Origin of the sequence: Bacillus sp. JJ675, from assembly GCF_036963165.1 — a bacterium.
Lineage (GTDB): Bacteria > Bacillota > Bacilli > Bacillales > Bacillaceae > Bacillus > Bacillus glycinifermentans.
On record NZ_JBALMR010000007.1, the window covers coordinates 1 to 26,442 of the forward strand.

23 protein-coding genes are annotated in these 26,442 nt (G+C 46.8%); 7 read left to right on the forward strand and 16 right to left on the reverse strand.

Going from position 1 to position 26,442, the window contains the following annotated elements; all coding sequences use genetic code 11:
- Positions 1-356: 356 nt before the first annotated feature.
- From V7126_RS00920 to V7126_RS00950, 7 genes are all read right to left on the reverse strand, one after another.
- Entirely contained in the window at positions 357-1,781 is a 1,425-nt protein-coding gene (locus V7126_RS00920; RefSeq protein ID WP_175075951.1) for a glycoside hydrolase family 43 protein, read from the reverse strand.
- Between the two features lie 113 nt (positions 1,782-1,894).
- A complete protein-coding gene (locus V7126_RS00925; protein ID WP_335496058.1) occupies positions 1,895-3,337 on the reverse strand; it encodes a DEAD/DEAH box helicase in 1,443 nt (480 codons plus the stop codon).
- A gap of 465 nt (positions 3,338-3,802) precedes the next feature.
- Positions 3,803-4,069, reverse strand: a complete 267-nt coding sequence (locus tag V7126_RS00930) for a hypothetical protein (RefSeq protein ID WP_175075949.1) — start codon at positions 4,067-4,069, stop codon at positions 3,803-3,805.
- A 167-nt stretch (positions 4,070-4,236) separates the two neighbouring features.
- Positions 4,237-5,538 carry a pyrimidine-nucleoside phosphorylase gene (locus tag V7126_RS00935; RefSeq protein WP_175075984.1) on the reverse strand — a complete coding sequence of 434 codons (1,302 nt, stop codon included), beginning with the start codon at positions 5,536-5,538 and terminating at the stop codon, positions 4,237-4,239.
- Positions 5,539-5,566: 28 nt separating this feature from the next.
- Positions 5,567-6,748, reverse strand: coding sequence for a NupC/NupG family nucleoside CNT transporter (locus tag V7126_RS00940; RefSeq protein WP_046130512.1), 1,182 nt, complete (start codon positions 6,746-6,748; stop codon positions 5,567-5,569).
- 97 nt (positions 6,749-6,845) lie between these two features.
- Complete coding sequence (deoC, locus tag V7126_RS00945; protein ID WP_046130513.1) at positions 6,846-7,517, reverse strand: deoxyribose-phosphate aldolase; 672 nt, start codon at positions 7,515-7,517, stop codon at positions 6,846-6,848.
- Positions 7,518-7,625: 108 nt separating this feature from the next.
- A complete protein-coding gene (locus tag V7126_RS00950) occupies positions 7,626-8,573 on the reverse strand; it encodes a sugar-binding transcriptional regulator (RefSeq protein ID WP_046130514.1) in 948 nt (315 codons plus the stop codon).
- Between the two features lie 237 nt (positions 8,574-8,810).
- Between V7126_RS00950 and V7126_RS00955 the strand changes: the two genes are divergently transcribed.
- From V7126_RS00955 to V7126_RS00985, 7 genes are all read left to right on the forward strand, one after another.
- Positions 8,811-9,914 (forward strand): tetratricopeptide repeat protein, encoded by a 1,104-nt coding sequence (locus V7126_RS00955; RefSeq protein ID WP_048354207.1) that lies wholly within the window; start codon positions 8,811-8,813, stop codon positions 9,912-9,914.
- Positions 9,911-10,042 carry a hypothetical protein gene (locus tag V7126_RS00960; protein WP_269082038.1) on the forward strand — a complete coding sequence of 44 codons (132 nt, stop codon included), beginning with the start codon at positions 9,911-9,913 and terminating at the stop codon, positions 10,040-10,042. The genes V7126_RS00955 and V7126_RS00960 overlap by 4 nt, the downstream gene beginning before the upstream one ends.
- Positions 10,043-10,263: 221 nt before the next feature.
- The gene (locus tag V7126_RS00965; protein WP_048354206.1) at positions 10,264-11,358 is read left to right on the forward strand and encodes a hypothetical protein; all 1,095 of its coding nucleotides are present in this window, start codon (positions 10,264-10,266) and stop codon (positions 11,356-11,358) included.
- A complete protein-coding gene (locus V7126_RS00970; protein WP_048354205.1) occupies positions 11,339-12,187 on the forward strand; it encodes a diguanylate cyclase domain-containing protein in 849 nt (282 codons plus the stop codon). Before V7126_RS00965 ends, V7126_RS00970 begins: the two co-directional genes overlap by 20 nt.
- The gene (locus tag V7126_RS00975; protein ID WP_335496063.1) at positions 12,177-13,907 is read left to right on the forward strand and encodes a DUF2334 domain-containing protein; all 1,731 of its coding nucleotides are present in this window, start codon (positions 12,177-12,179) and stop codon (positions 13,905-13,907) included. The genes V7126_RS00970 and V7126_RS00975 overlap by 11 nt, the downstream gene beginning before the upstream one ends.
- Positions 13,900-15,162: a glycosyltransferase family 2 protein gene (locus V7126_RS00980; protein WP_046130519.1), complete on the forward strand. Its 1,263-nt coding sequence runs from the start codon at positions 13,900-13,902 to the stop codon at positions 15,160-15,162. The genes V7126_RS00975 and V7126_RS00980 overlap by 8 nt, the downstream gene beginning before the upstream one ends.
- Before the next feature lie 5 nt (positions 15,163-15,167).
- On the forward strand, positions 15,168-17,291 hold the full coding sequence (locus tag V7126_RS00985; protein WP_373688011.1) for a cellulose biosynthesis cyclic di-GMP-binding regulatory protein BcsB: 2,124 nt from the start codon (positions 15,168-15,170) through the stop codon (positions 17,289-17,291).
- A 3-nt stretch (positions 17,292-17,294) separates the two neighbouring features.
- Here V7126_RS00985 and V7126_RS00990 read toward each other — a convergent pair whose 3' ends face one another.
- From V7126_RS00990 to V7126_RS01030, 9 genes are all read right to left on the reverse strand, one after another.
- The gene (locus V7126_RS00990) at positions 17,295-18,593 is read right to left on the reverse strand and encodes a valine--pyruvate transaminase (RefSeq protein ID WP_335496065.1); all 1,299 of its coding nucleotides are present in this window, start codon (positions 18,591-18,593) and stop codon (positions 17,295-17,297) included.
- Positions 18,594-18,597: 4 nt separating this feature from the next.
- Entirely contained in the window at positions 18,598-19,821 is a 1,224-nt protein-coding gene (locus V7126_RS00995; RefSeq protein WP_175075945.1) for a DUF6421 family protein, read from the reverse strand.
- Positions 19,818-20,378, reverse strand: a complete 561-nt coding sequence (locus V7126_RS01000) for a hypothetical protein (protein WP_335496067.1) — start codon at positions 20,376-20,378, stop codon at positions 19,818-19,820. Before V7126_RS01000 ends, V7126_RS00995 begins: the two co-directional genes overlap by 4 nt.
- 1 nt (position 20,379) lies before the next feature.
- Positions 20,380-21,654: an ATP-grasp domain-containing protein gene (locus V7126_RS01005; protein ID WP_335496070.1), complete on the reverse strand. Its 1,275-nt coding sequence runs from the start codon at positions 21,652-21,654 to the stop codon at positions 20,380-20,382.
- Positions 21,611-22,549 carry a DMT family transporter gene (locus tag V7126_RS01010; protein WP_048406471.1) on the reverse strand — a complete coding sequence of 313 codons (939 nt, stop codon included), beginning with the start codon at positions 22,547-22,549 and terminating at the stop codon, positions 21,611-21,613. The genes V7126_RS01005 and V7126_RS01010 overlap by 44 nt, the downstream gene beginning before the upstream one ends.
- Before the next feature lie 167 nt (positions 22,550-22,716).
- On the reverse strand, positions 22,717-23,595 hold the full coding sequence (gene fba / locus V7126_RS01015) for a class II fructose-1,6-bisphosphate aldolase (protein WP_046130524.1): 879 nt from the start codon (positions 23,593-23,595) through the stop codon (positions 22,717-22,719).
- Between the two features lie 20 nt (positions 23,596-23,615).
- Positions 23,616-24,452 carry a 2-keto-myo-inositol isomerase gene (gene iolI / locus V7126_RS01020; RefSeq protein WP_335496073.1) on the reverse strand — a complete coding sequence of 279 codons (837 nt, stop codon included), beginning with the start codon at positions 24,450-24,452 and terminating at the stop codon, positions 23,616-23,618.
- Positions 24,453-24,517: 65 nt separating this feature from the next.
- Positions 24,518-25,384: a sugar phosphate isomerase/epimerase family protein gene (locus V7126_RS01025; protein WP_046130526.1), complete on the reverse strand. Its 867-nt coding sequence runs from the start codon at positions 25,382-25,384 to the stop codon at positions 24,518-24,520.
- A 23-nt stretch (positions 25,385-25,407) separates the two neighbouring features.
- Complete coding sequence (locus V7126_RS01030) at positions 25,408-26,442, reverse strand: Gfo/Idh/MocA family protein (RefSeq protein WP_175075942.1); 1,035 nt, start codon at positions 26,440-26,442, stop codon at positions 25,408-25,410.

Consider the following 26,442-nt stretch of genomic DNA (forward strand, 5'->3'; position numbering starts at 1 on the left):
CCCTTTATCTTAAATAAATATTTATAAATTAGGTCTACTTAACAGCGCTTATAATATTCAAAAAACATATGTTAGACATTAAAACCGATTTACAGAAACCCATCAAAAAATCTTTCTTATTCCATTAAAGACAAGTATATCTATATTATCGGTTGTTCATCTTTATATTTCAATATAAGTTTGTTTAAAAGCCGCATACAGTTTTAAAGTTCATAGCTTTGTTCAATAAAAAAGAGTGGATATGAAACCACCCTTTTTTATCCATCTCACTGTACACTAAGTATATTCCTATGGACCAATCTTATTTGTTTATCCTTTGCAATGAAGTACACTTGAGCAAATTACTTAGACTATTTTTACCACGTACTCCCCCAAACCGCATCACCTTCACGAGACAACGCGCTAAACGTCATCACTTTCCTCCCGGTCCTTGTATCCCACTGCTTTAAAAACATACCGTCATACCGCTTTCCATCCAGCGTCAGCTCAATCCTGTTATGCCCGGTCTTCTTCCAGGTGCCGGACACTGCGCCGGATACTTTGCCATTGCGATTTAATCGGATCTCTTCTGACTCTTTGATCTCCGCAGAGATGTCTTTTCCGTGCCGCACCAATTTGTAGTTCCCGATCACCTTCGATTTTTTTACCTTCATGAGCTTCTCTCCAGCATAGCGATGAGGCGCGACAACGGGCCAGCCGTTTTTGTTCATGAACATCTGATGGACGCGGACTTCGTGCTCCTCGCCCCTTCCCGGGAAGCGGGTGTGAAAGATTAAATACGATTTGCCGCTTTTTTCATCGTAATAGGCTGAGTTATGGCCCGGTGAGACGTAGCCGGCGTCTGATCCGCCTTTATTTTTAAACAGAAAATTCCCCATGAGCTTGACGCCGTACGGTTCGATTGAGCGGTCATCGAAAAGAGTTCCTTCTTTGCCGCGCACGTTGATCATCGGATGGCCTTCAGCGTCATAGTATGGGCCGTCAGGGTTTTTGGAGCGTGCGACGCGGATGTTGTACCCGCCGTCAGCGGCGAGTCCGCCGAAGGACATATACAGGTAGTAATACTGTGTTTCAGGATAGTAGAGAATGTATGCGCCTTCAATCCGGCTGTGGTTGCCGCCGATCAGCTTTTTTCCGTACCTCTGATTCGGAAGAGGGAACCCGGTTTTCCGATCCATTTCCAAAATAAAAATACCGCCCGAATAGGAGCCGTAGACCATCCACAGCTTGCCGTCTTTATCGAAGAATGTATGCGGGTCGACGACATTCGGATGCTTTGTCGCGTCATACGGGGTGCCGTCATTGCTGATCCCGTCCATTCCCGACTTCAGAAAAATGCCTTTATTTTTGTATGGACCTTCAATGTCGTCTGCGACAGCAAGCCCGAGGGCAGATCTCGGAGAATCCCCGCGGCAGGCGTTGTAATACATATAAAATTTGCCGTCCTCAAGCTGGGTGACATCAGGCGCCCACAACGTATCAGATTCAGCCCATTCAAAGGTTTCTTTTAATTCTTCATATACATTCGGAATCAGGGGATTGCCGTCGTGGACACTCGAGGAAATTTGCGTCCAATTCATAAGGTCCGTCGATTTGGCCGAAGCTAAATGGGAGCCGAAGACATAGTATGTCCCATTCGCTTTAATAATAGATGGATCATGAACCGTCACTTCTGAAAAACCAGGTTTTTGAGTTTGTGCAGAGGCTTGGCTTGGCGCAAAACATGCAGCAATGATGAAAAGCAATGCAAGGACTTGGATGAACCACTTTCTCATCTTCATTTGTTCTCCTCTCTTTTGAAGCGCTTTCATTTTTTGACAATCCATCATATGCTGCTTATCCAAGGTTTATTACGAGCAAAAAAGCTCCCGACAAAGTCGGCAGCCTAAGTTTATTACCTTGCTTTATGCACTTTCAGCAATTTCCCTTTCACAGTCGTCTTTTTCATCGCGTCTAAGACTAACTGACCTTTGCCGTTTAAAATTTCAACGAATGAACCTTGCTCTTGTATCGTGATAATCCCGATATCCTCAGCAGAGACGCCGTCAATATTCACAATCGTTCCAACGAAATCAACGGCTCTCAGCTTCTTCTTTTTTCCCCCGTTGAAATAGAGCCTCATGATTTCCTTATTTAACGGTTCACTCCTATCCTTTTTGGGCTCCGGCTTCCTATTGATTTTCTTAAGAAAGGCCGCTTTTGCCCGCGCAATTTCTTCTTTTGACGGCGCCTGAATGACAGGAATGGAAAAACCGATATATTCTTCAATGTCAGCGACCATCCTTTTTTCACGCGGACTGGCAAAGGTAATCGCTTTCCCCCGCCTGCCGGCCCGGCCTGTTCTTCCGGTACGATGCACATAGCTTTCTTTATCTAATGGCAGTTCATAGTTGATCACATGTGTGATGTTCTCAATGTCGATGCCTCTTGCCGCCACATCTGTCGCGATTAAATAGCGAAACGCTCCCCGTCTGAAGCGGTTCATCACGGCAAAACGGTCCTCCTGAGGCATGCCGCCGTGAATTTTCGCGCACGGATAACCCAAACCGGCTAAGCGCCGATGCAGCTCATTCACACGCTCCTGTGTACGGCAAAAAACGATGCAGCTGTCCGGGTTTTCAACAATTAACAGATCCACTAAAAGCGAAAATGGATCATTTTCATTTACAATGATCAGTTGATGCTCGATGTCTGCGGTTGTCATACCGCTTGCTTTGATCTCGATTTTCAAAGGGGTTTTCATATATTGAAGGGAAAAATGCTCCACATCCTCAGGAAAGGTCGCTGAAAACAGCATCGTCATCCTTTCTCCTGGCAAATGGCGGATGATCTCCCCCACTTGATCGATAAATCCCATGTTCAGCATTTCATCGGCCTCATCGATGACAAGGCATTTCAGTTTTTCTAATGGAAGGGTTCCTTTTTCAATGTGATCCAATACGCGTCCCGGCGTCCCGACAACGATATGGCATTTTTGCTTGAGCTCCGTTTTTTGCCGTTCAAAGGACGACCTCCCGTAAACAGCCGCCGCTTTTATTCTTTTATATCGGCCGATATTGGTCAAATCCTCTTTAACCTGAGCGGCAAGCTCGCGCGTCGGTGTCAAAATCAAGGCTTGCGGTTTGTTCTCTTCCCATTCGGCCAGTTCGCAAAGCGGAATTCCGAACGCGGCCGTCTTCCCGCTCCCCGTCCGCGATTTCACCACAACATCCCGCTTCTTAAGCGCCTCGGGAATCACTTTGCTCTGCACAACAGTCGGCTGCTTATACCCTAAATGATCGAGCGCTTTCGTAATATCACCGCTTAATGCATAGTCTCTAAAACTGGCTTTGCTCATGAACGGACTCCTTTTGGTCATATGATTTCCAGTGAATGATGGTGTTATGAATGTGATTATACGCTAATGATCCTTGATTTCAAAAAGACATGAAAAAGAGGCTGTATAAACACAGCCCTTAAAACTGTACTGTCGTAAGCACGTACATGAACATAACGTCCAAGAGACCCTGCAGCACCAAAAGAAGGCGGGATAAATGATTTTACCTTGAAAATCGTTCATCCATTCATTTGGCCCTGTTGACAGTCGTGCCTCCTTGTTTTAATGCCGGTTTCCAGCATGGAAAACGTCAGCAGAAGCAATACAATCAACAAAAGAACTGTGTTGCTTCTAAGCCAAAAAAAGAAGCTTTTTCTGAAAGAGCACATAGACAGGAACCCTTTCTTCTATAAATCAAAAAATTCATCCACGATTTTCTCAAAATATTCGTTTAAAAAAACCGCCGGATTTTCCGGCAGTTCCTCTTTAACTGCTCCATTTCCTAAATTTTTTGAAGCATATACAAAAGGAAATGACTCCGCCAATTATACCTGTCAAAATTGCCAATATAATTGAAATAAACAAGAAACCCAAATACCCCCATCCCAGCGCTTCATCCTGGGATGGTTCTCCCGTCGCAAAAGATTGCATGAAAAAAAACGACAGTACAGCATATAGAATAAGCGAGAATATACCAACAATGATAAAGATTAAAACATTAATTCCAGAAGATACCAGAATACGTTTGGCCACGTTTTAAAAAACCTCCTATTTATCTATACCTTTCCGTCCATGTAAAAAGATGACACCTAAGACCTGTTTCATGCTACAAGAAAGATTAAAATAGGTAAATAAGAAAAAAGGCCCACTTGATATAAAAACAGCACACACCCACAGGGTATGTGCTGTTTCCCATTTCTCTATTCCGTAATCACCGTATGCACCAGCTTCGGCGCTTCCGCCTTTTCTGCGATCCGGATATTTTCATACACTTTGGCAATGACATCATCGACATTCTCGCGGTTGGCGTGAAGCGTGACAAGCGGTTCGCCTTTTTCAACACGGTCGCCGACTTTTTTGCGGAGCATAATGCCGACAGCAAGATCAATTGTGTCTTCTTTTGTTGCGCGTCCGGCGCCTAACAGCATGGCTGCGACTCCGATTTGATCGGCGACAATCTCTGAGACGACGCCTGCTTCTTTTGCAGGGACGTCGATTTTGTAAGCGGCCTGCGGCAGTTTTGACGGGTCATCTGCGACAGAGCTGTCGCCGCCTTGGTTTTGCAGGAAGTCTTTGAATTTTTGCAGCGCTTTGCCGTTTTTCATGACCTCGATTAATTTTTCTCTGGCTTCATCGAGTGTGTCCGCTTTTTTGGCGAGGACGACCATTTGACTGCCAAGCGTTAAGACGAGCTCATGCAGGTCTTCAGGACCTTCGCCTTTTAATGTATCGATCGCTTCTTTCACCTCAAGGGCATTTCCGATTGCAAACCCAAGCGGCTGGGACATGTCGGAGATGACAGCCATCGTTTGGCGGCCGACATTGTTGCCGATGCGAACCATCGCTTTTGCAAGGTTGACGGCGTCTTCTTCCGTTTTCATGAAGGCGCCTGCACCCGTTTTTACGTCAAGGACGATGGCGTCCGCCCCGGCGGCGATTTTTTTGCTCATGATCGAGCTCGCGATCAGCGGGATAGAATTAACCGTTCCCGTGACATCGCGAAGGGCGTACAGCTTTTTATCGGCAGGAGTCAAGTTACCGCTTTGCCCGATGACGGCGACCTTGTCGCGGTTCACAAGCTCTATGAATTCGTCTTTCGAAAGTTCCACGTGGAACCCTTCAATCGCTTCCAGCTTGTCAATCGTTCCTCCCGTATGTCCGAGCCCGCGGCCTGACATTTTGGCAACCGGCACATCAAGAGCGGCGACTAGCGGCGCGAGGACGAGCGTCGTCGTGTCGCCGACGCCTCCGGTCGAGTGTTTGTCGACTTTGATGCCTTTGATGGCGGAGAGGTCAATCGTCTCCCCCGAGTTGACCATCGCCATCGTTAAATCAGCCCGCTCTCTGTCTGTCATATCTTGAAAATAGATCGCCATAGCCAGTGCGCTGGCTTGGTAGTCGGGAATGCTGCCGTCCGTATAGCCGTCGACGAAGAAGTTGATTTCTTCCGTAGACAGCTCTTGACCGCTCTGCTTTTTCGTAATGATATCGACCATTCTCATGATCATCACCGATCCTTTTCTATAATGTTCAGTAAATCAAACCGACGACTGTCGCTGACAAGAAACTAACGAGTGTTGCACCGTACAATAATTTTAATCCGAAACGTGCGACGACATTCCCCTGTTTTTCATTCAAGCCTTTCACCGCGCCGGCAATGATGCCGATTGATGAGAAGTTGGCGAAAGAGACAAGGAAGACGGAGACAATTGCTTCCGTGCGGCCGCTGAAACCGAAATGGCCTTGTGCAAGCGACTGCATAGCGACAAATTCGTTCGACACCATTTTCGTTGCCATGATGCTTCCTGCATTAACTGCTTCGTTCCATGGAATGCCCATTAAGAAAGCAAATGGAGCAAATACGTACCCGAGCAGTTGCTGGAAGGATATTCCTAAAACCGCATTGAAAATACCGTTAATCATAGCGATAATGGCAACGAATCCGATCAGCATAGCTGCCACGACGACCGCAACTTTAAAGCCGTCCATGATGTATTCGCCGAGCATTTCGAAGAAGGACTGTTTTTCTCCTTCTACCGTCTCTGCGACATCATCTTCCTCTGTCACCTCATAAGGGTTAATAATGGAAGCAATGATAAATCCGCCGAATAAGTTCAAGACAAGGGCGGTTACAACGTATTCAGGCTTCAGCATCGTCATATAGGAACCGACGATTGACATGGACACCGTAGACATTGCTGAAGCGCACAATGTGTAGAGGCGCTGTTTAGAAAGCCCACCTAATTGCTTTTTCAAAGAAATAAACACTTCAGATTGGCCCAAAATCGCTGACGCAACGGCATTGAATGATTCCAGTTTTCCCATTCCGTTTACTTTGCTGAGCGCAAGCCCAAGATATTTAATAATAAACGGTAGTATTTTCCAATATTGAAGAATTCCGATTAAAGCCGAAATAAACACGATAGGGAGGAGAACATTCATGAAGAATGTAGATTCATTCACATTCACCAGCCCGCCGAAAACAAAGTTTACCCCTTCTCCGGCATATTGAAGGAGATAGCCAAAGCCTTGAGCAAAGCCGCCGACAAGATAATTACCGACACCCGTATTCAGCAAAACATACCCTAAAACAAACTGCAGAACAATCATGACGATGACAGGGCGGTACTTCACCCGGTTTTTCGCGCTAGATACCACCCATGCAAGGGCCAAGAATACGATTAATCCTGCGATCCCAATTAAAAACTTCATGTTGCGTCCTCCTGAAATTGTATTCGCTTACAATTTTGTACAAATATATCTTCAATATTCTGCGGGAAGCTTAAAAGCTTCCCGCTCTCATATCATATCAATAATTATCTTCATTTTTCCCGGCTTCACCGCCGACAATTGAAACCCCTGCGCTTGCGCCGATGCGGCTTGCTCCCGCTTCGATCATTTTTTCAACATCCTCTTTCGTTCTGATGCCCCCGGATGCTTTTACACCGATGTCAGGTCCGACGGTTTTACGCATTAAAGCGATGTCTTCCGCCGTTGCGCCGCCTGTTGAAAATCCTGTTGACGTTTTTACGAAATCTGCTCCCGCCGCAACTGCCAAACGGCATGCACGCTCTTTTTCTTCATCTGTCAAAAGGCATGTTTCAATGATGACTTTGACGAGAGCTTTTCCGGCTGCCGCTTCTACGACACCGCGGATATCGGCTTCGACCAATTCGTCGTCGCCGTCTTTTAGAGCGGCGATGTTGATGACCATGTCAACCTCTGTCGCGCCTTTTGCGATGGCGTCTTTCGTCTCAAACGCCTTCGTTTCAGTTGTATTCGCTCCGAGCGGAAAGCCGATGACGGTACAAACGTCAATGCCGGTACCGGCCAATTCTTTAGCGGCAAATTCGACCCATGTCGGATTGACGCAGACTGAAGCGAATTGGTATGTTTTTGCTTCCTCTATTAATTTTTTGATGTCTGATTTTGTTGTATGCGGTTTCAATGCTGTATGATCAATTTGTTTTGCAATCGTCATATACGAGCACTTCCTTTGTTCTATGATAGTTTCAGCATAACTGATTTTTGAACAAATGTAAATTACGATATGAAATTTTGTTCAATGGGAAATAGCCCAGAAAAAGGTTTAATCTTCCTCCTCTTTTAGCAGTTCCTTTGCCGTATGCTGATCGATAATCAGCACATTGGCATACTTTCCTTTGAGCGCTCCGTGAATGGCAGCCGTTTTTCTAATGCCGCCGGCGACGAGGATTGATTTTTCTTTTTGCCTTAGATCAGCCAGTTCCACGCCGATCGTCCGGGAGTCGATGGCTTCGCTGCAAATGTTCCCGTCGGCGTCAAAAAAGCGGGAGCAAATATCGCCGACCCCCTGCGTTTGGAGCAGCTTTATTTCCTTCTCGCTGAAATAGCCCAGCCTGAACAGCAGCGCTTCGTCGCGAACCGTTCCAACCGTAAAGAGCGCGATGTTTGCCTGTTTGCCCATCTCAATAATGCGTTTGATATGGCGGTCCTGCTCCACCATCTGTTTGACCTCTGCGTTATCAAACACTACCGGGAGCGGGAGATACCTCGGCATGGTTTGAAAGGCCTCGGCAAACAGCTGAATCGTTTCTGCCGAATATGTATTGACTTGTGAGTGGCTGATACCGCCTTTCAGCTGGACGACCTCTACGCCTTTCACTTGTTTGGCTTCAAGGTGCTGCGCAATTTGGTACATCGTCATTCCCCAGCTGACCCCGACGATGTCGCCGTCATTAACGGTATCGTGCATATATTCCGCACCATAGCGGCTGAGGTAGTGCGTGATGGTCGAATCATCCTCAGTCGGAGAAAAGACGACATGCGCCTCAAGGAGCCCGTATTTCTCCTCCAGCATCGCCCCGAGTGCGCCCATGTCCTCAAACGGATCGACGATGCGGATCTGGACATACCCCTTTTCTTTTGCAAATTGGAGCAGCCTGGATACCGTCGGCCTTGAAATTTGAAGCTGTTCGGCGATCTGCCGCTGGCTGTAATCGGACTGATAGTAAAGCCTGGCAGCTTCAATGCTCAATTGCTGTTTTTCCCTGTCCATCACAAGCCTCCCCTATCGTTATCGCTTCATACAATCATATATAGACCGGCGGACTTTTTCAACCTGCTTTAGCCCTTTGGGGGGCTGGAAGGCGCAGATATGCTCCGGCAGGAAATCAAGTTGTATGCCATGTTGACTATAGTAAACTTGTACTATTTATAACTATTCATATACCATTATTATGATAAAATGGGTAATGTAGGGCAGGTTACCATATCGGTGAACGGAGGGTGAAGAGTGGCAGCAAAAATCGCGTTCGAGGCAGTGGGAAACAGCTTGAATCAATGGTACGGGCTGATCAGACAGAACAACATTACCGAGGCAGCCGCCATGAGGGAAGAAATTAAAAGGACGCTTGATGCAATGGAAGAAAATCAGGATGTGCTTTTGTATTTCAACCTCATCGATTCACGATTCAAACTGTTGACAGAACGGTATGAGGAATCCGGGACACTCTTACAAAACATCAATAAAACACCGGAAGAAATCGGCACGGACAACATGATTCAATACTATTTTTATTTCTTCAGCGGAATGTATGAATTTTACAAAAAGAACTTCATCACCGCTATTAATTTCTATAAAATCGCTGAACTTTCACTCCACAAAATCCCTGATGAAATCGAATTAGCCGAGTTCCATTATCATCTGGCCATTGCCTATTATGAAATCAGACAAAATATCTTTTCATTAAACCATGCTGAAAAAGCGCTGGAATCGTTTAAGGCACACGACGAATATACGAGCAAAACGCTCAAAAGCAAAATGGTGATCGCGGCCAACTATGTAGATCTTCAGCGGTTTCAAGAAGCAGAGGCGCTTTATCAGAGGGTGTATGAGGGCGCGTCCGCAGACGGCGATTTCCGTTCGGCCGGACTTGCCTGCATGAACCTGGGGATTTGCTATGAGCGCCATGATCAGCTGCAAGAAGCGAGGCGGTGCCTGGAAAAAGCATTGAGCATCCCCGAACACAGGCAATCCGTCTTTTCTTTGCGGACGAAGTATATGCTGAGCCGCGTTCTGTACAAGATGGAGTTGTATGCCGAGGCGCGCGAGTGGTATCAACAAGCTGCAGCCCGCGCTGCGAAAAAACAGCAGACTGAATGTCAGTCAAAACTCTTCATCATACATTCCCTTTATGAGAAAAACGATCCAGACAGAATCGATCAAGGCCTCAAGTATCTGGAAATGAAACAGCATTGGTCAGACGTAGCCGACCTCGCCATCAACTGTGCAAAATACTTCAAAAACCAAAACAACTATGAGCATTCAGCAAAATACTTTGAGAAAGCGTGCTATGCGAAAGATCAAATATTCAAATTAACGGAGGCGATTTCATGAAAAAGCTGACAGGCGTCACTTTGCTATTGGGTATACTGGCAGCGGGGCTCACTACCCATGAGGTATCGGATCATAAGGCGGTAAGCCAAATTCCGGTCAAAGTCACGGAAAACGCCGGTTTTGGTTGATTCGGGCAGTAGTATTCAGGAAAAAGGTGTTGTGTTATCACAACGCCTTTTTTTCTTGTTCTCATTAGTTATGCTGACATTCCACAAATATCCCCCACTTTTATCAGTCTTATAGTCCCGTTGTTTAATAATCAAAAAGGCGCAAAAAAGATAGCAATCTTCGTTTTTTCATTTATAATATATTTCATTAGTCACAGATCTGACACAGGAGGGATGTGCCCGTGAGGCATGTATTGATGGGTCTGATTTTATGCTGTTTATTCATCGGTCTTTCCGCCGGCGGCTTCACAGCCGAAAGCAATCTCCAAAAACGGTCGGCCGCTGATGCAGCCAATGAGCCGCTACAGCCTGCCGAGTACTTTGTCTATCATCATTTAATGAATGATCAAGGGCTCATCAAAACCGATCTCTCTGATCAGCCGGTTTACTTATCGGAATCTCTCGGCTTATGGATGGAATTTTTGGTCAACAGAAAAGACGCCCCGCATTTTCAGGAGCAATACCAGCGTCTGACCGAATCCTTTCTCATGAAGAACGGCCTGGTTTCTTGGGAAATTCAAAACGGAGAAGCAAGCGGGGTGAACGCCCTGATCGATGATCTCAGAATCATGCGGAGCTTTGATCAAGCTGCCGCTCTTTGGGGAAACAGCCAGTATGAGCAAACCGCTCAGAAAATCGGAGACGCATTAAAAACGTACAACATGAACAACGGGGTATTCACTGATTTTTACGATTCCGCCTCACAGGCAGCATCTAAGGATATTACGCTTTCGTATATCATGCCTGATGCACTATCAGTCTTAAAAAAGAACGGAATCATAGATAAAGAAACCCTGCAGCGGAACAAAAATATCCTTTTCTCGGCTCCTTTGAAAAACGGTTTTCTGCCGAAAACATACAATACGGAAACAAAGGAATACAGCTATGACAGCGAAGTCAATATCATCGATCAGCTGTATGCGGCTTGGCATTTGCGGCCGGGAGATGAAAATGCCGCTGTTTTGGCTGATTGGATCATTCACGAATTTCAGACGAACGGAAAGCTTTATGGACGATATTTGGCGGATACAAAAAAACCGGCAGTCCAATATGAGTCCCCATCCGTTTACGCTTTAGCCATTATGTTTTTAACAAAGCAAAATGCAGACAGCACCGTGATCAAGGCGATATATGAAAGAATGAATGATTTTGAAATTCTTGACCCGACCAAGACGTATTACGGGGGATATATGAGCGGCAATGAGACGCACTCATTTGACAACCTGCTGCCGCTGCTGGCTGAAAGGAAGCTTTTCGATGAAAATATCATTCAATGACAAACAACAACTGTTTGCTTATACGATAGGGCTCGCAGCAGCCCTTTCTCTGTTTATCTTTTATGTCTCCACCCAGCAATCGGAAGGGACTTTAATCACCTGCATCACCTTTGCCGTGATCGGAGCAGGTATATGGCTCGGACCGATCTATGCACTGTCCGGCACCATCGTCGTCCTGTTTGTTCTCGGGACTTTAATGATGTTTTTTCAAGCGGGGCAAGTCGTGTTTCCGTCTGAAGAAGGGCTGTGGACGCTCGTCATCTGGGGAATTGCGCTTATCGTGTTTTCCTTTATGTCCGGAAGAATCCACGATATCGCGGCAGAGCTTCACCGTTCTGTCAAACGGCTCCAGTCTGAAATCAACAGCTTTGTCGCGATTGACAGAGTGACGGGTTTTGATAATAAACAGCGAATGCAGCTTGAGCTTTCAGAAGAGATCAAACGGGCAGAACGGTACGGCAATTCGTTTGTTTTTCTGCTGCTTCAAATGCATTATTTCAAAGAGTTTAAATCGTTGTACGGAGAAAAAGAAACCGACAGGCTCTTCCAATTTGTCGGCAGTCAAATCAGGTCAAGCGTACGGGAGACGGACAAGAAATTCCGTCCCTCTGAAGAACGGTTCGGCATTGTGCTGACCCATACGCCGGTTGAGCATATGCCCGCCGTCCTGTCCAAGCTGAAAACACAGCTTGAAACGTATCAGCTTCAGAACGGCAAATATGTAACCTTAACCTTCCATGTGTGTTACCTGCCGTATCGCAACGATATCAAGACGGCTGAGCAATTTTTAGAAGAACTGGAAAACGAGATGATGATGAATGAATTGTAAAAGAATATGCCTTTTATGGGCGGCCTTGCTCATAATCGCAGCGGCTTTATATCAGCCGGACTCCGCCGCAGCGAAAGAGAAGGAGAACGGAATTCTTATCATCTATTCAACGTTGGACGGAACAGAATCGGCTCATGTAAAAATGCTCGATTTGATCTCAGGCCATTTCTCATCCAGCGTAACCGTCAAAAAAGACGAGGATGTCAAAGCAGCGGACCTGTCGGGCAAAATGCGCGTCATCTATTACGGCCAAACGAAACGAAAGCTCGGCAGGAAGCTCGTATCCCTGATCGGCTCATACAAAAAACCCGTGATTGCGATCGGCTTTAATGCCGGGCAATTCAGCCAGTTTTCCGGCCTTTCCTTAAAAAGCAAAGAAAACGTGTACGAGATCAAAAGCAGCAGTGAGAAAAGCGAGGTTTCATTGGAAAGCGCGCTTCATGTGCTCGAAGTCTCGGGACTGAAGGGGAAGGCATTGTACACCCATCAATCCGACGATGGGAAAACGCACCCTTTTATGTGGAAAACGGACAAGTCAAACGTATACATCGGCTTAACGAATTTGTTAAACGACAGCCAGCTCACGGCGAAGGAGCTGAGACAAGCGTTCGGAGAGAAAGCGGACAGCACGCTTTTATACTTGCGGCTTGAGGATATCAGTCCGATGGCAGACGAAAAATTGCTGCTTCAAGCGGGTTCGTATCTGCATAAAAGGAATATTCCTTTTATTCTGGCTGTCATCCCGGTATACGTGAACCCTGAAACAGGCGAAAAAGTCTATATGTCTGATAAGCCGAAGCTTGTCAAAGTGTTGAGAAAACTGCAAGACATGGGCGGAAGCGTGATCGTCCACGGATATACCCATGCTTACCGCTACAGCGAAACCGGAGAAGGATTCGAATTTTGGGATGCCAAGGCTGATCAGCCGATCACATCGCAAAATGCAGATGATCCGCCGTCGATTTTAAAAAAAGCACAGGACTTTCCGAATGAAGCAGCCTATAACAGCTATTTGAAGCCGTTTAGAAAAAACGAAGAAACGTACACACGGCAAAAGCTGACGCACGCCATTGAGGATTTAACTGCGGAAGGACTCTATCCGCTCGGATTTGAAGCGCCTCACTATACGATGTCAGAGCACGGCTATCAGATCACCTCCGAGTATTTCTCAAGCATTTTCGGCCAGGTTCAGCTCAGCGATACAACGTGGAAAACGTCGGGTACGGCACCGTTCGTGACAAAGCCGGCCATGCTGCACGGGATGACGCTGTACCCTGAAACGCTGGGCTATGTCGATGCATCAGCCGAGAATCCGCTCGGTGGCGTGGATGAGAGCATTTCTCAAATGATCGATTTCGAAGGCGGGGTAGCCGGAGCATTTTACCACCCTTATCTCGGCATGAAATATTTGCCTGAGCTTGTCGATCAAATGGAACGCATTCCGAACAGCGAATGGCTCGATATAAAGAAAACAAAACAAACCGTAAAAACGGACAAAGTGGAAATCCATACAAACGGAGACGGAACGATTCACGTTAACAATAAGGTGAATGCCGTTGAGGAGTTTTTCGACCATCATCAGCAAAGTCCGCTGGAAAAGGCGCTGTGGATTCTCTCAGCGATTGTGCTCCTGTTTGTGGTGATGTTCGTTATCTACACCCTTTATTTGAGAGCCACACTAAAAAAACGAATCTTTAAGGAGAGAAAAAGCCGTGGGTAATGTTCTGTTCTTTGCCTCGCTAAGCTTAATATGGGTCATGCTGCTGTATCACATGTTTCTGATGCAGGGAGGCTTCCGCCATTACATGACCTACGAACTGAACATTCCGAAGTGGAAAGAAAATGTGAAGAACCTTCCGAAGGTCAGCGTTCTGATCCCGGCACATAATGAAGAGGTCGTGATTCGGCAGACACTGAAGGCGATGGTGAACCTCTATTATCCGAAGGACAGGCTGGAGATTATCGTCGTAAACGACAATTCGTCCGACCGAACGGGTGAGATCGTGACCGAATTTTCCAGACAATACGACTTTATTAAAATGGTCGTAACGAAACCGCCGCATGCCGGAAAAGGAAAATCCTCGGCTCTCAACTGCGGTTTTGCCGAATCGAACGGTGATGTCATTTGCGTCTATGACGCCGACAACACACCGGAGAAAATGGCTGTCTATTACCTCGTTCTCGGCCTGATGAACGATCCGAAGGCGGGCGCCGTTGTGGGAAAATTCCGCGTCATCAATGCGGCGAAGACGCTGCTGACAAAATTCATCAACATTGAAACGATCTGCTTTCAGTGGATGGCGCAGGGCGGGCGCTGGAAATGGTTCAAAATTGCCACGATCCCCGGCACGAATTTTGCCATCCGCAGAAGCATTATCGAACGGCTCGGCGGCTGGGATGATAAAGCGCTGGCTGAGGATACCGAGCTGACGATCCGGGTGTACAACCTCGGCTACCATATCCGTTTCTTTCCGGCGGCTGTTACATGGGAGCAGGAACCGGAAACGTGGAAGGTCTGGTGGCGCCAGCGGACAAGATGGGCGCGCGGCAACCAATACGTCGTCCTGAAATTTTTATCGCAGTTTTTTAAGCTGAAACGAAAACGGATTATCTTTGATTTGTTTTATTTCTTCTTTACGTATTTTTTGTTTTTCTTCGGCGTGATCATGTCAAATGCGATTTTTGTTATTAATTTATTTTACGATTTGCACTTGTCTGTCGGCTTTTTGTCGATGATCCTGTGGATTTTGGCTTTCTTTCTCTTTATGACGGAGGTCATGATAACGTTGAGCATCGAAAAAACGGAAATGAACAGGCAAAACTTTTTTATCGTTTTTCTGATGTACTTTACATACTCGCAGGCATGGATCGTGCTTGTCATTTATTCGTTATTCGTGGAAATCAAGCACCGTCTGTTCAAGCAGGAGGTTAAATGGTACAAGACAGAACGATACAATCAAAAGAAAAGCGGGTGACGTTTTTGAAATATGCAATCATATGTCTCGTAGGCTTCATGCTGGCGGCAGTGACAGGGGAAGCCGCTTTAGCCAAAGAAGTAAAGGTGGACGGCTCGATCCTCGGAGAAAACAGCCGTGAACAAGCAAAGCAGCAAGTGCTTACGAGCGATCTCATCACAATGTATGGTACAAAGGACAGCACGGAGCTGACGTATCAAATTCCAGCCGGCGCCTCTTCCTCCCATCAGCAGCTTGCGCTTGAATATGAAGCCTCTGACCTGTTAATCTCCCCTTCTTCCCTGACGGTTGAGATCGATAACGAACCGGTCAAAACGGTAAAGCTTACAGGGAATGCAGAGCGCAAAACATTAAAGCTGACGCTGAACAAAAGCCAAGCGTCTCAGGGTTTTCACAGCCTGTCATTGAAGTTTTACGGAGTGGTGAAGGAAGGCGTCTGCGTCCGGCAGGATTCCTCCGGGAACTGGATCAAAATTTATCCGGACAGCCATCTGACATTGGGGGACAAGAACGAAGCAAAGGGAGCGGCGCTTGAGCACTATCCGTATCCATTTGCCCAATCAGGAAACACCGTGGAAAAAACGGCAATCGTCATTCCGGACGATCCGAGTTCCGCAGAAATAGAAGCGGCTGTTAAAACGGAAAGCTATCTAAAAACGATTGACAGCAGCATCAGCATCACGACTTTGAACGAATCAGACATGAAGCGCATCGACAGGCCGTCGATTTTAATCGGCGTTCAAAAGCATTGGAAAGGCAAAGTGGAAAAGCTTTTGGCACAAAGCGATATAAAAGCGCAAGAAGATAAGCTTCTGCTTGCGGAACGGGTGCTCACGGCAAACGGTAAACAGCAGCCTGTTCTGTTTGTCAACGCGGCGTCTGATGACGTGCTTTCCGGGAAAATCAGCGTCATCACCGATAAAACATACGCCGGCCAGCTCAGCGGCGAAACGCTCGCAATCGGGAAGCTGCAATATCAAACAAAACGGGACGCGGGTAAGCTGACGCTTGAGGATTTCGGAGCGGGCGATTTGACAATCGGCGCAGGGCAATCTTCTTCTGAGCATTATTATTATCCTGCACCTGCAATTTTGGACAAGGATCAATCGGCGAAGCTGTCCCTTGCATTAAAAAAATCAAAAACGATTCAAAAGCTAACGTCCCAAAGCGATTTATCCGCCGAAGAGGCGGAGCTGAAGGTCATGATCAACGGCCAGCCTCACTCCGTCCGGCTTGACGATTTAGGAAAAGAAGACAAAAACGGCTTTTATCATGTGACCTTAAAAGTCGATCCGAAGCTTTTGCAAAAAAACCGCTACATCGATATTCAATTTGCCACTTCCGGCTTGAAGGAGAACAATCCCTGCTATGCAACAGACGATGACAAATGGGTATTCATTGATAAAAGCAGCGCACTCACGTACCCTGTCAGCAGCACGACAGCGTCAGCCGACTTTCAGGAATGGCCGCTTCCCTTCGCGGGAATTCAAGCTAAGACAACGCTGATTGTCCTGCCTGACAAAGTCGATCAATCGAAGCTTCAGGAGCTTTCGCTTGTGACAGATTCATTCGGCAGTGAATCCCAGCATTCATTCACGGTCAAAAAATCCTCTGAAGTGAAAGCAGATGATATGAAAGGCCGGAACGTCATGTTCATCGGCGGCATTGGCCAGTTTCCTCTTCTGAAAGAGAAAGCATCGGACTTGGCCGTGCCGGCAGCGAAAAACGGGACGCTCGACGTGTCATCCTTCCAAATGCTGAACGAAACGGCAAAACAAGTTGCGTTTACACAGACATCGCCGTGGGATTCAAACTACTCGATGGCCGTGTTTGCACCGTTTAACGGGCAAGGCGCTGCCGTCACAAAAGAAATGATCAGCTTTCTGAACAGCAACGATAACACAGCGACCGTCATCAATGAAACGGACAGCAGTCAGCTCTTCACAAACCATCAGCAGCTTGCAGAAAAACCAAGCGGAACACAGACCGAAAAAACGAAGGAAAACGGTCAGCAGAATATGATATATTTCGGCGTCATCGCATTGATCATAGCGGTAGCGGCCGTTCTGATTTGGATCATGGCAAGACGCAGAAAACGGAAGACTGACAACGGAAAGAACAGGGGCTAACGATCAGCCCCTGTTTTTTATTAGTTTCTCATCTTGACACACGCCTTCGACGACACCGGCCAAAATGCCGACTCCTTTTTTAATATCTTCATCGGCTGCCGTCAGGCTGATGCGAATGCACTGCCGGACATGCGGCGAATCCCACGGAACATGATGAAAGAAAGACGCACCGGGGACGATGATGACGCCGTTTGCTTTCAACCGGGCGTACAGCTCGATATCAGCAACAGGGAGATCCTCGATCCACAGCCAACCGAAAAGCGAGCCTTCCCCTCTGTGCAAATGCCATTTGATATCGCCCGGCATTTCTCGAAGCAAAGCGTCCTTCAGCAGCAAAAATTTGTTATGGTAGTAAGGCCGCACCTCATGCTGCGAAACGGCGGCGAGGCGCCCGTCATCCAACACAGCTGCCGTCATATATTGCCCCAGCCTTGAAGAATGAATCGCCGCATTTGATTGAAAAGCCTCCATCACCTTCATGTAACGCGGATGACCGATGGCGATCCCGACCCTTTCACCGGGGAGGCCCGCCTTTGAAAGGCTTATGCAATGGATAATTTGATCGGTAAAAACGGGCTCCATTTCGATGAAGTTGATAGCCGGAAAAGGCGGCGCATATGCGGAATCGATGAGAAGGGGTACATCGGCGTCACGGCAGGCGTCAGAAATAAGCAGCACGTCTTCTTCAGAAAGAACATTTCCTGATGGATTATTCGGCCGGGACAGCACGACGGCGCCGATATCGCAAGCGCCTTGCATCCTCTTTAAAAAGCGTTCCCGGTCCAGTTCGTACCGGAACATGTGATCATCCAATGTTGAAATTAACGGCGGGATGCCTTCGACCGTGTCCATATCCAACGCCGCACCGCTGTACCCCGCATAATCCGGAAGCATCGGAATCAAAGCTTTTTTCACGACACCGTCGCTTCCCATGCCGCAAAATGAATTGATCGCAAAAAACAACAACTGCTGGCTTCCCGCCGTAATCAGCACATTTTCTTTCTCAATGTCATGACCATAGCGGTGTGAAAAGAACCGGACGACGCTGTTGATCAGCTCGTCCGTTCCATAGCTTGATCCGTATTGGCTGATGGCCGAAAGGAACGTACCATTCTCAAGCAGTCTCTCTAAAACTGCTTGCCACATCGCGGCCGTTTCCTGAAGGATCATCGGATTGCCGGCGCTCAAATTGAGATATTCACGCGAGCCGACATGAAGGATTTCCTGAATATCGCCCATCACCGCCCTGATCCCCGTCTTCTCATTCATTTTTTCGCCTATGATGCTGAGCTTCGGCTTCAATGTTTTACCCCCTAAACATGATACGGTCCGTTTTGACGGCGTTGTTTATATCATGGATAAAATACTGCGTCGGGACGCCGAACCGCCCTCCCTCATTTCCGGGAGGCAAATATTTCCTCACATAGCGTTCAGCCTCTCTTTTATAAACCGAATCATCCTCTATTTCTTCCAGCTCTTCGATTTCGGCAACGAGTTTTTTCAAGTCGTCCATGCATAATGAAAGATCGAGCGATGCCGGCTTATCTTTTCCCTTTTGGATGGAGCGGCCGTTGTCGATGATCCAGCTGAACAGAAAAAATCCCGTCCCGGAATCAAAGTTGTGTGTCGCATTATGCTGGCTCGGGTAGCGCAGCAGACGTTCAAACAGGACAAATTCGATAATTTCCTCCCAATAATCGTACTTTCGTTCTGCTAAAGCGAGGATAGACTGGCAATCCACTTTGATTTCCTCCAATATTCCCGCAAAAAAATTCATTTTCGCTTGAATGTGCTTGTGAAAAGGCTTGTTGCCGCAGTGATGGTAATAGTCGTGCAAATAACCCCAAAGGACCCTTGCTTCATACGTGTTTTCAGGAGAAATGTGCGCCGACTTGAAAGGAACATGTTCAAAAATGGCCCGCGCCCTCTTCAGCGTATCCTCATGGTAGATTTGGTAGAACTTATTGAAATAAAAAATCGCAAACGTCTGCTCTGTTATTTTTTCTTTTGTCTTCACATTTTCAGGAAAAAATACAATGCATTTTTCTTCTGTGAACCCCCTGGTTCCCGCTATCAGCTTCAGCGACTGGCAGCCGTTTTCCGGGTGAGGCATCTCCACCTCAATCGGCTTCATCATCGCCGGCTCATCGCGAACGGCCAGGAAAGCCTCAAAAAAGCAGCCTTTCGTATGCGGCCCGTTAGGCGTAACGACAGGGGCGAGAAAGAAGGTCGTCTCCTGATCCTGCGGAGGGCGATATGCCGTTAATAAACGGTCAAAATACGGCGTGTCGTCCAATCCGCGGCCGATCCAGTCCAAGACATCCTCTTTAAACGCTGCGCCGGCCTCAGGCACATGTACCGCCTCATATATGATTCCGGCAGCTTCGGCTAATTGAAGGAGAAGCTGTTTCGCCCTGACCTGCTGCTCTGTAATCTGTCCTTTTTCGTTTTGATACATTTGCAATTCATGAACCTGCGGTACAATTTGTTCGTTTACCATATTTACGATGCCACGCGTCAACGTCTTCATCGGCTTCCTCCCTCGCTTTTTCCGTGAATGGTAAAACACATCGGCACCTCGCCGAAATCCTTTATGACATGCAAATGGTTTTCATGGGCTGCCTTAATCGTCGTAATACAGCCGTCGGCTGCTCCTGATGCGCAGGCAAGCGCTGCTTGGGAATTGCTGCTGACCAAATCCACATGATCGCTGAACAGTTTTGCAAGATGAGCAGGTGCAGGATGTGATGCGACTATTTTGACATCCGGTTCCCTCGTGTTTTGCTTCACGGCAAACACCATATTGTATGTCGGCATGACAAAGCTATCTATGATTTGTAAATCGAGCAAATTCTCAAATACGATATTGTGCAAAAACGGATACACCGCGCAGTCCAAAAGGACTGAATTTTCAGTCTCTTTTACATGAAGCAGCGCCTCTTCCAGCGTTTCATAAAGCTTGACCTCACCTTGAAGCCCTTGGTTCTCAAGCCATAAAAAACCCGCTTTTTCACAGTTTGTACCTTTCGGACCCAATGTGTGAACAACCATCACCGCTTGATCTTCCTGCACTTTTGTCGAGATCATCTTAACCTCCCATTGTACCCGTCAGATTATTTTTATAGATGATGGCAAGGTCACCATCTAATTTCCGGTAAAAAGCTTCGCATTCTTCATATGAATCATGGCTTGTTAAAATAAACCCCGGGTATCCGGAAAAATGCGGATACGGAAGAATTTCGGCTCCTGGTTTGATAAATTGAAAAACCCGTTTGACTTCCGGCCTTTGTTTGATGTCTTCAAGACCGTCGATTTTTTCAAACGTCCCCGAGCCCTGCACGGGAATGATGTAGTTGCCGGCCGTCCTCTTGGCGCGAATCCCGTCTTCTAGATGCCTGTCCAGCAGTTTAAGGGCATTTTGAATGACCAGTTGCATGAAGTTGATGCCCGTACTCTCTTTAACGATGTAATGGGAGATACCCGAGCCGCCGATTCTCGCCCCGACTTCGATGACATAAGGCTGTCCGCTTTTATCGAGCCTTAGTTCGGTATGAGCCGGCCCCTGATGAATGCCTAAAGCTGAAACGGCCGCCGTCACTTCCCGTATGATCGAATCGTGCGCCTCCTCATCCAATTTAGCCGGTGCAATATAGACGCCTTCTTCAAAAAACGGCCCTTTACAATCGCCTTTATAACCGATCGACAATACGTGGACTTTTCCTTGAATTGACAATGTTTCAATCGCAAATTCAGGGCCGTCGACAAATTGCTCAACAATGATGCCTTTTTTTCCTGTGACAAACCGGCTAAGATCGCCCTTATTGATATCCTCTGCTTTGCGCATCGCCTCCTTAAGCTGTTTGCGGTCATCGGCCCGAACGACCCCCTGGCTTGAAAAACCGTTGATCGGTTTCACGACCAAAGGAAACGTCAGCTGAACATGTTCCAAGTCTTCATAAGCAGCAGCTTCTTGGAAGAAAGGGATATTCAACCCGTGCTGCCGAAGAATCCTGCGGGTTTCGCTTTTATTCCGGCAGTTTTCAATCGTTTGTAAAGGAAGTCCGGGAAGATTTAATTCCGCCGCGGCTTTTGCAGTGAAATGAAGCGCCGGCTCGAACAATGTCACCACTCCATCAAAAGGAGATTCGACAAATGTTTGCTTGACGATATTCATTGCTTTCTCTTCATCCTCGAACAGCGGGATCGGAACGCTTCGGTCAACTGCCGGGAGATTTCCCGGGCAATTTTCTTGCGAGTTGTAGAAAAATGTAACATCGAGGCCTAAATGTTCAGCTTCTTCAAAAATAAACGGCAATTGCTTATTTTGGCAAATGATGGCCAAGCGTTTGTTTAGCTTTGTCAATTTTTTCTGCCCTCTCTTCTTTTTTAATGTTGATAAACATGACTCCGAAAATCACAAACAACGTCCCTAAGTAAATATTTGCGTTTAATGTTTCGTCCAAAAACAGAAAGCCGATATAAAGGGCGATGACTGGAGAGATAAACAGATGGGAAGTCGCTTTTGAGATGTGCCAGTTTTTAAGCAAGTAAATATTGATCCAAAATCCCAATATAGAACCGATAATCGCCAAGTACAACAATGAGTAGAGACTGATGCCGGAAAATGTCCGCGTTCCGCTTTCTACTACTAAGCTGCTGATGAGCAAAATCGTTCCGCCCGAGAGCATGGACAGAGAATTGAAGCTTAGTATCGGAAGGGTTTGGATTTTCTGCTGCACTTTAATTTGTATAAAGGCAGATCCGAACATTGCACATAAGATGGCAGCCATGGAGATGATTTCGATGACTTCAACCTTGATAAACAGCTGATTGCCGAATACGATCGTAATGCCGAGCAACGCGAGGAAGATGCCCCACTTTTGAATCTTTGTAGCCGGGGTTCCTTTGACAAGCCGATTGATGATCAGGGCGAAGACGGAGATGCTTGCGGCCAGAATGGAGACCAGCCCGCTTGGCAAATACAGAGAAGCCCAATAGACGGAACCGAAAGGGATCGAAAAATACATGATGCCGTTGAAGAAGGATAGTACGAGCAGCTCCTTTGAAACAACAAATTGTTTGCGGATCAACAGAAAGACGGCGATCATGACGCTGGCGATCATAAAGCGCATGCCGGCCGACCAAAACGGCAGGCTGTCCTTGAGCCCCGCTTTTTGCACAGCCCACGTCGTTCCGCCGATCAAGCATAAAAGTCCAAACAGCACATGCACGCGGTACTTTAAAACGTTTGTCAACATATCACACACTTCACCTTGTTTGTTATCGTCTTGCGGTTTATTTTCTGAAAAATCTGATCAAAATGGATTATGAGGGAAATTATAACTTTTATATCAATACCAGTCAACAACATTTAAAATCTCTTAACAATATAATAAAAAACACTCACTATGAAGCTGTGAGTGTTTTATACTTTCATTTCGCGGGCACCTGCCGCTTTTCCGGCTGAACCGAATTCCCTCATTTTATTTTTCACCGTTTCCTTTACGGCGCCGATCCCAGGCGTCATATACGCGCGCGGTTCATATAAATCCAAGTTTTCCTTAAACATGGTTCGGGTTTTTTCGGTCCAGGCGACCATGCATTCGGTATTGATGTTGATTTTCGCATGGCCGAGCCTGATCGCTCTTGCAATTTGATCAGCCGGGATTCCCGAGGCCCCGTGAAGAACGAGCGGAACATCCGTCGCTTCCGAAATCTCCTCCATTTCCTTGAATCCAAGCTTTGGCTCGCCTTGATATTTGCCATGAACCGATCCGAGAGCGGCAGCCAGCGCATCGATATCCGTTTCTTTGACAAGGCGGATACATTCATGCAGGTCGGCGTATTTCACCCCGCCGATAAGGCCGTCTTCCATACCGCCTACCGTCCCTACTTCAGCTTCAACCGAAACGCCGTATAGCCGGGCATATGACACGACTTCTTTTGTCATGGCAATGTTTTCGTCGATCGGAAAATGCGAACCATCGATCATCACTGAACTGAACCCCGCGTCAATCGCCTGTCTGCAGCGTTCCGCACTGCTTCCGTGATCAAGGTGCAGCACGACGGGAACTGTAATCGACAGCTCTTCAACGAGCGCGCCGACCATGGCGGCAACCGTTTTGAATCCGCCCAAATAATCGATTAAGCGATCTGAGGCGGCCGCAATGACGGGTGAGCGTTCCTCTTCCGCCGCCTGTAAAATCGCCTTTGTCCACTGAAGGCCGTTAATATTAAACTGTCCGATTGCATAATGCTGTTCCTTTGCTTCTGTAAGAAGCTCCTTCATGGAAACGAAAGCCACGTTCACCCCTCCTTCTCGTGTTACATCTTAAAGTATTTTGAAACGACATCAACTGTTGTTTCCTTTGCGGTTTTAATCGTTTCTTCAGCGCTCATCTTATAATATTCCGGCCTGAACAGTTCAACAGAGACAACGTCTGAAAAGCCGATTTCTTTTAACGCGGATAAGTGTGCATCCAAATCAATGGCTCCCTGTCCCGGCCAAACACGGTCTTCATCTCTTAAAAAGCCGATCGGAAAATCCTCCGTGTCATCGATATGATAAATGAAGATTTTCTTGCCGTCCGCCTTCTTCAAATCCTCAAGACTTGAGCCCATTGCATGGAAGTGGAAGCTGTCAAACACAAGCCCGACATTATCACGGTTTACGGTGCTGACGATGTCATAAGCCTGTTTGAAAGTATTGACCGTACATTCCGGATGCCCGACAAACTCAAGAGCAATCTTAACGCCGTACGGCTCAGCGATGTCTGACAGCTCTGTCAGCACTTCGACGGAGCTTGCTTTAATATCTTCTTTTAAGATTTTTTGTTCGGTGACAAGCGGTACCGCGACCACGTATTTCACACCAAGCGTTTTGCATGTTTCCATCATGCCTTTAAATTCTTCGATGATTTCACGGTGCCCTTTTTCATCGCGGTTGTTGAAAAAGACAAGCGCATTCAAGGCCAGCGGCTTAATATGATGAGTTTGAAAATACTCGGCTAACTCTGAGAGAGAATGGTCTTTTAAATACCCAGGCAGCTTATCCATCGTCCGGATTTCGATATAATCGTATCCGTGCTTCTCACAGTATTCGAGATCCTTTGCAAGGTTTGAATTTTCCAACGTCGTTGCTTCATTAAAGCATAGCTTCATATTAGATTCTCCTTCTCTCATATCCTTGTGAAGATGAGTTCGGCAGGGCGCCGAACTCCAGGGGCTTAGCCTAATAGTTCTTGTTTCAATTTTTCAAGCATAAATCTGCTTGATTCATCCGCTCTTTCGTCGACCCAAGCAAAAACGGCATTAGTTGCAATTCCGTCGAACTTCATTTCTCTCAACTTTCTGAAAATCGTATCAAAATCGACCTCACCTTGACCAATGTCCAAATGCTGGTGAACCGTAACTTTTGCGTCAGGCGGATTGACGATGTAGCGAAGACCATGAGCCGCTTTATGATTATAGGTATCTGCAAATAAAACATGTGTGAGGCGGTCGCCGGCTTCGTCAAACATTGTCTCGATGTCGCCTTTGCCGTCATCATAGAAGAATGTATGCGCAGTCGAGTAGACAAGATTAATCCAATCCTTGTCAAGCGCGCGGATCATATCCATCGCACCTTTGTGTGTTTCGATAAAATCATATGGATGGGCTTGAAGATTGAGTTTAATGCCTTCTTTTTCAAAGATTGGCAGAAGCTCATCCATGGATTTGATAAATTTCTCTTCACTTGTTAAAGGATCGTATTTTGAACCGCTGAATTCGCTGTTCATCAAGTCGACTTCAAGCTCAACCGCAATTTCGATCGCCCTTTTCCAATTGCGCACGGCTGCCTGACGGCGATCTTCATCAGGACCTGCCCAGTGGTAAAGCGGAAGGAGCGATGAAAGCTTAACACCGGTATCTCTTAAAAGCCGCTTGAGTTGTTTGATCTTTGCTGAATCGACTTTCGGATATTTATAGAATGGACAAAAATCTTCGCGCGGCGATAGTTCGATATATTCGTAGCCAAGCTCCGCCGTTTTATAGACCGTTTCCTCCAAAGTTAAATCATCACGATACATCGATGGATCCAATGCTAACTTCATAGTTTTCACTCCTCGAAAAGTTTTTATTTTTTAACAGTTGTAAACGTTTGATAGAATTCCGGTTTCTCCTGAAGCGCCACAGGTTCTTTCTGCCCGGATTCCTGGGCTTTTACGCAAGCGTCCGTTGTCACGGCGGCGATATAACCATCCCATGCATTCGGTCCGCTGACCTCGCCTTTCTGTTGAATCGAATCAATGAAGTCTTGAATTTCCACATCGTACGCATCCACAAAGCGGCGCTGCCAATCCATCAGGATATCTGTAGAGAATTTCCCGTCTTTTCTCAAAGAAATGCTTGACGGTTCAGGAAGCCTGATGATGCCGTCTTCCCCGACGATCTCACACTGAATGTCGTAGCCGTATTTGCAGTTGACATAGATTTCCGCATTAATAATGATCCCGCCTTTTGTCTCGATGACAACAATTTGCGGATCCCGTAAATGAGGAAGTGCATTTTTCGATTTTTTCGGATAGATCACTTGGACAGACTCATAATCATCATTGATCAGCCAGTGCAGGACATCGATTTCATGAACAAGTGTATCAACGACAGCCATATCCGTCGTGTAGTTTTCCGCTACAGACGGGTTGCGGTGCGCACAGTGGATCATCAGCGGCTCGCCGATTATCCGGTTGTCGATCGCTTCTTTCAGCTGGACGTAACCGCTGTCATAACGGCGCATAAAACCGACTTGCACGAGGCGTTTTCCCGCTTTGATTTCCTCTTCGACAATGCGCATGCATCCTTCGGCGGTTGTTGCGAGAGGCTTTTCGCAGAATACATGCTTCTTCGCTTTAATGGCTTTTAAGACGCTGGTCTCGTGAGCCGGTCCCCAGCTTGTCACTAAAACCGCATCTACATTTTCGGCTGCGATCAGGCTGTCATCATCCGGATAGACTTTGGCATTCAAGCTGTAGTCACTTACGACTTGTTGAGCTGCCTCTTGATTCACATCTGTAACCGCAACGATTTCTCCGCCGGCTAATTTATTCGTGATGCGGTTGATATGCTCTTTTCCGATTGCTCCTGTACCAATAACACCTATGCGTAATTTCAT

Coding starts and splice junctions, on each gene's coding strand:
- V7126_RS00920 (WP_175075951.1), bottom strand. CDS start 1,781: ATGAAGATGAGAAAGTGGTTCATCCAAGTCCTTGCATTGCTTTTCATC.
- V7126_RS00925 (WP_335496058.1), bottom strand. CDS start 3,337: ATGAGCAAAGCCAGTTTTAGAGACTATGCATTAAGCGGTGATATTACG.
- V7126_RS00935 (WP_175075984.1), bottom strand. CDS start 5,538: ATGAGAATGGTCGATATCATTACGAAAAAGCAGAGCGGTCAAGAGCTG.
- V7126_RS00940 (WP_046130512.1), bottom strand. CDS start 6,748: ATGAAGTTTTTAATTGGGATCGCAGGATTAATCGTATTCTTGGCCCTT.
- deoC (WP_046130513.1), bottom strand. CDS start 7,517: ATGACGATTGCAAAACAAATTGATCATACAGCATTGAAACCGCATACA.
- V7126_RS00950 (WP_046130514.1), bottom strand. CDS start 8,573: ATGGACAGGGAAAAACAGCAATTGAGCATTGAAGCTGCCAGGCTTTAC.
- V7126_RS00960 (WP_269082038.1), top strand. CDS start 9,911: ATGAAAAAGCTGACAGGCGTCACTTTGCTATTGGGTATACTGGCAGCG.
- V7126_RS00970 (WP_048354205.1), top strand. CDS start 11,339: ATGAAAATATCATTCAATGACAAACAACAACTGTTTGCTTATACGATA.
- V7126_RS00975 (WP_335496063.1), top strand. CDS start 12,177: ATGAATTGTAAAAGAATATGCCTTTTATGGGCGGCCTTGCTCATAATC.
- V7126_RS00995 (WP_175075945.1), bottom strand. CDS start 19,821: ATGAAGACGTTGACGCGTGGCATCGTAAATATGGTAAACGAACAAATT.
- V7126_RS01000 (WP_335496067.1), bottom strand. CDS start 20,378: ATGATCTCGACAAAAGTGCAGGAAGATCAAGCGGTGATGGTTGTTCAC.
- V7126_RS01010 (WP_048406471.1), bottom strand. CDS start 22,549: ATGTTGACAAACGTTTTAAAGTACCGCGTGCATGTGCTGTTTGGACTT.
- iolI (WP_335496073.1), bottom strand. CDS start 24,452: ATGAAGCTATGCTTTAATGAAGCAACGACGTTGGAAAATTCAAACCTT.
- V7126_RS01025 (WP_046130526.1), bottom strand. CDS start 25,384: ATGAAGTTAGCATTGGATCCATCGATGTATCGTGATGATTTAACTTTG.
- V7126_RS01030 (WP_175075942.1), bottom strand. CDS start 26,442: ATGAAATTACGCATAGGTGTTATTGGTACAGGAGCAATCGGAAAAGAG.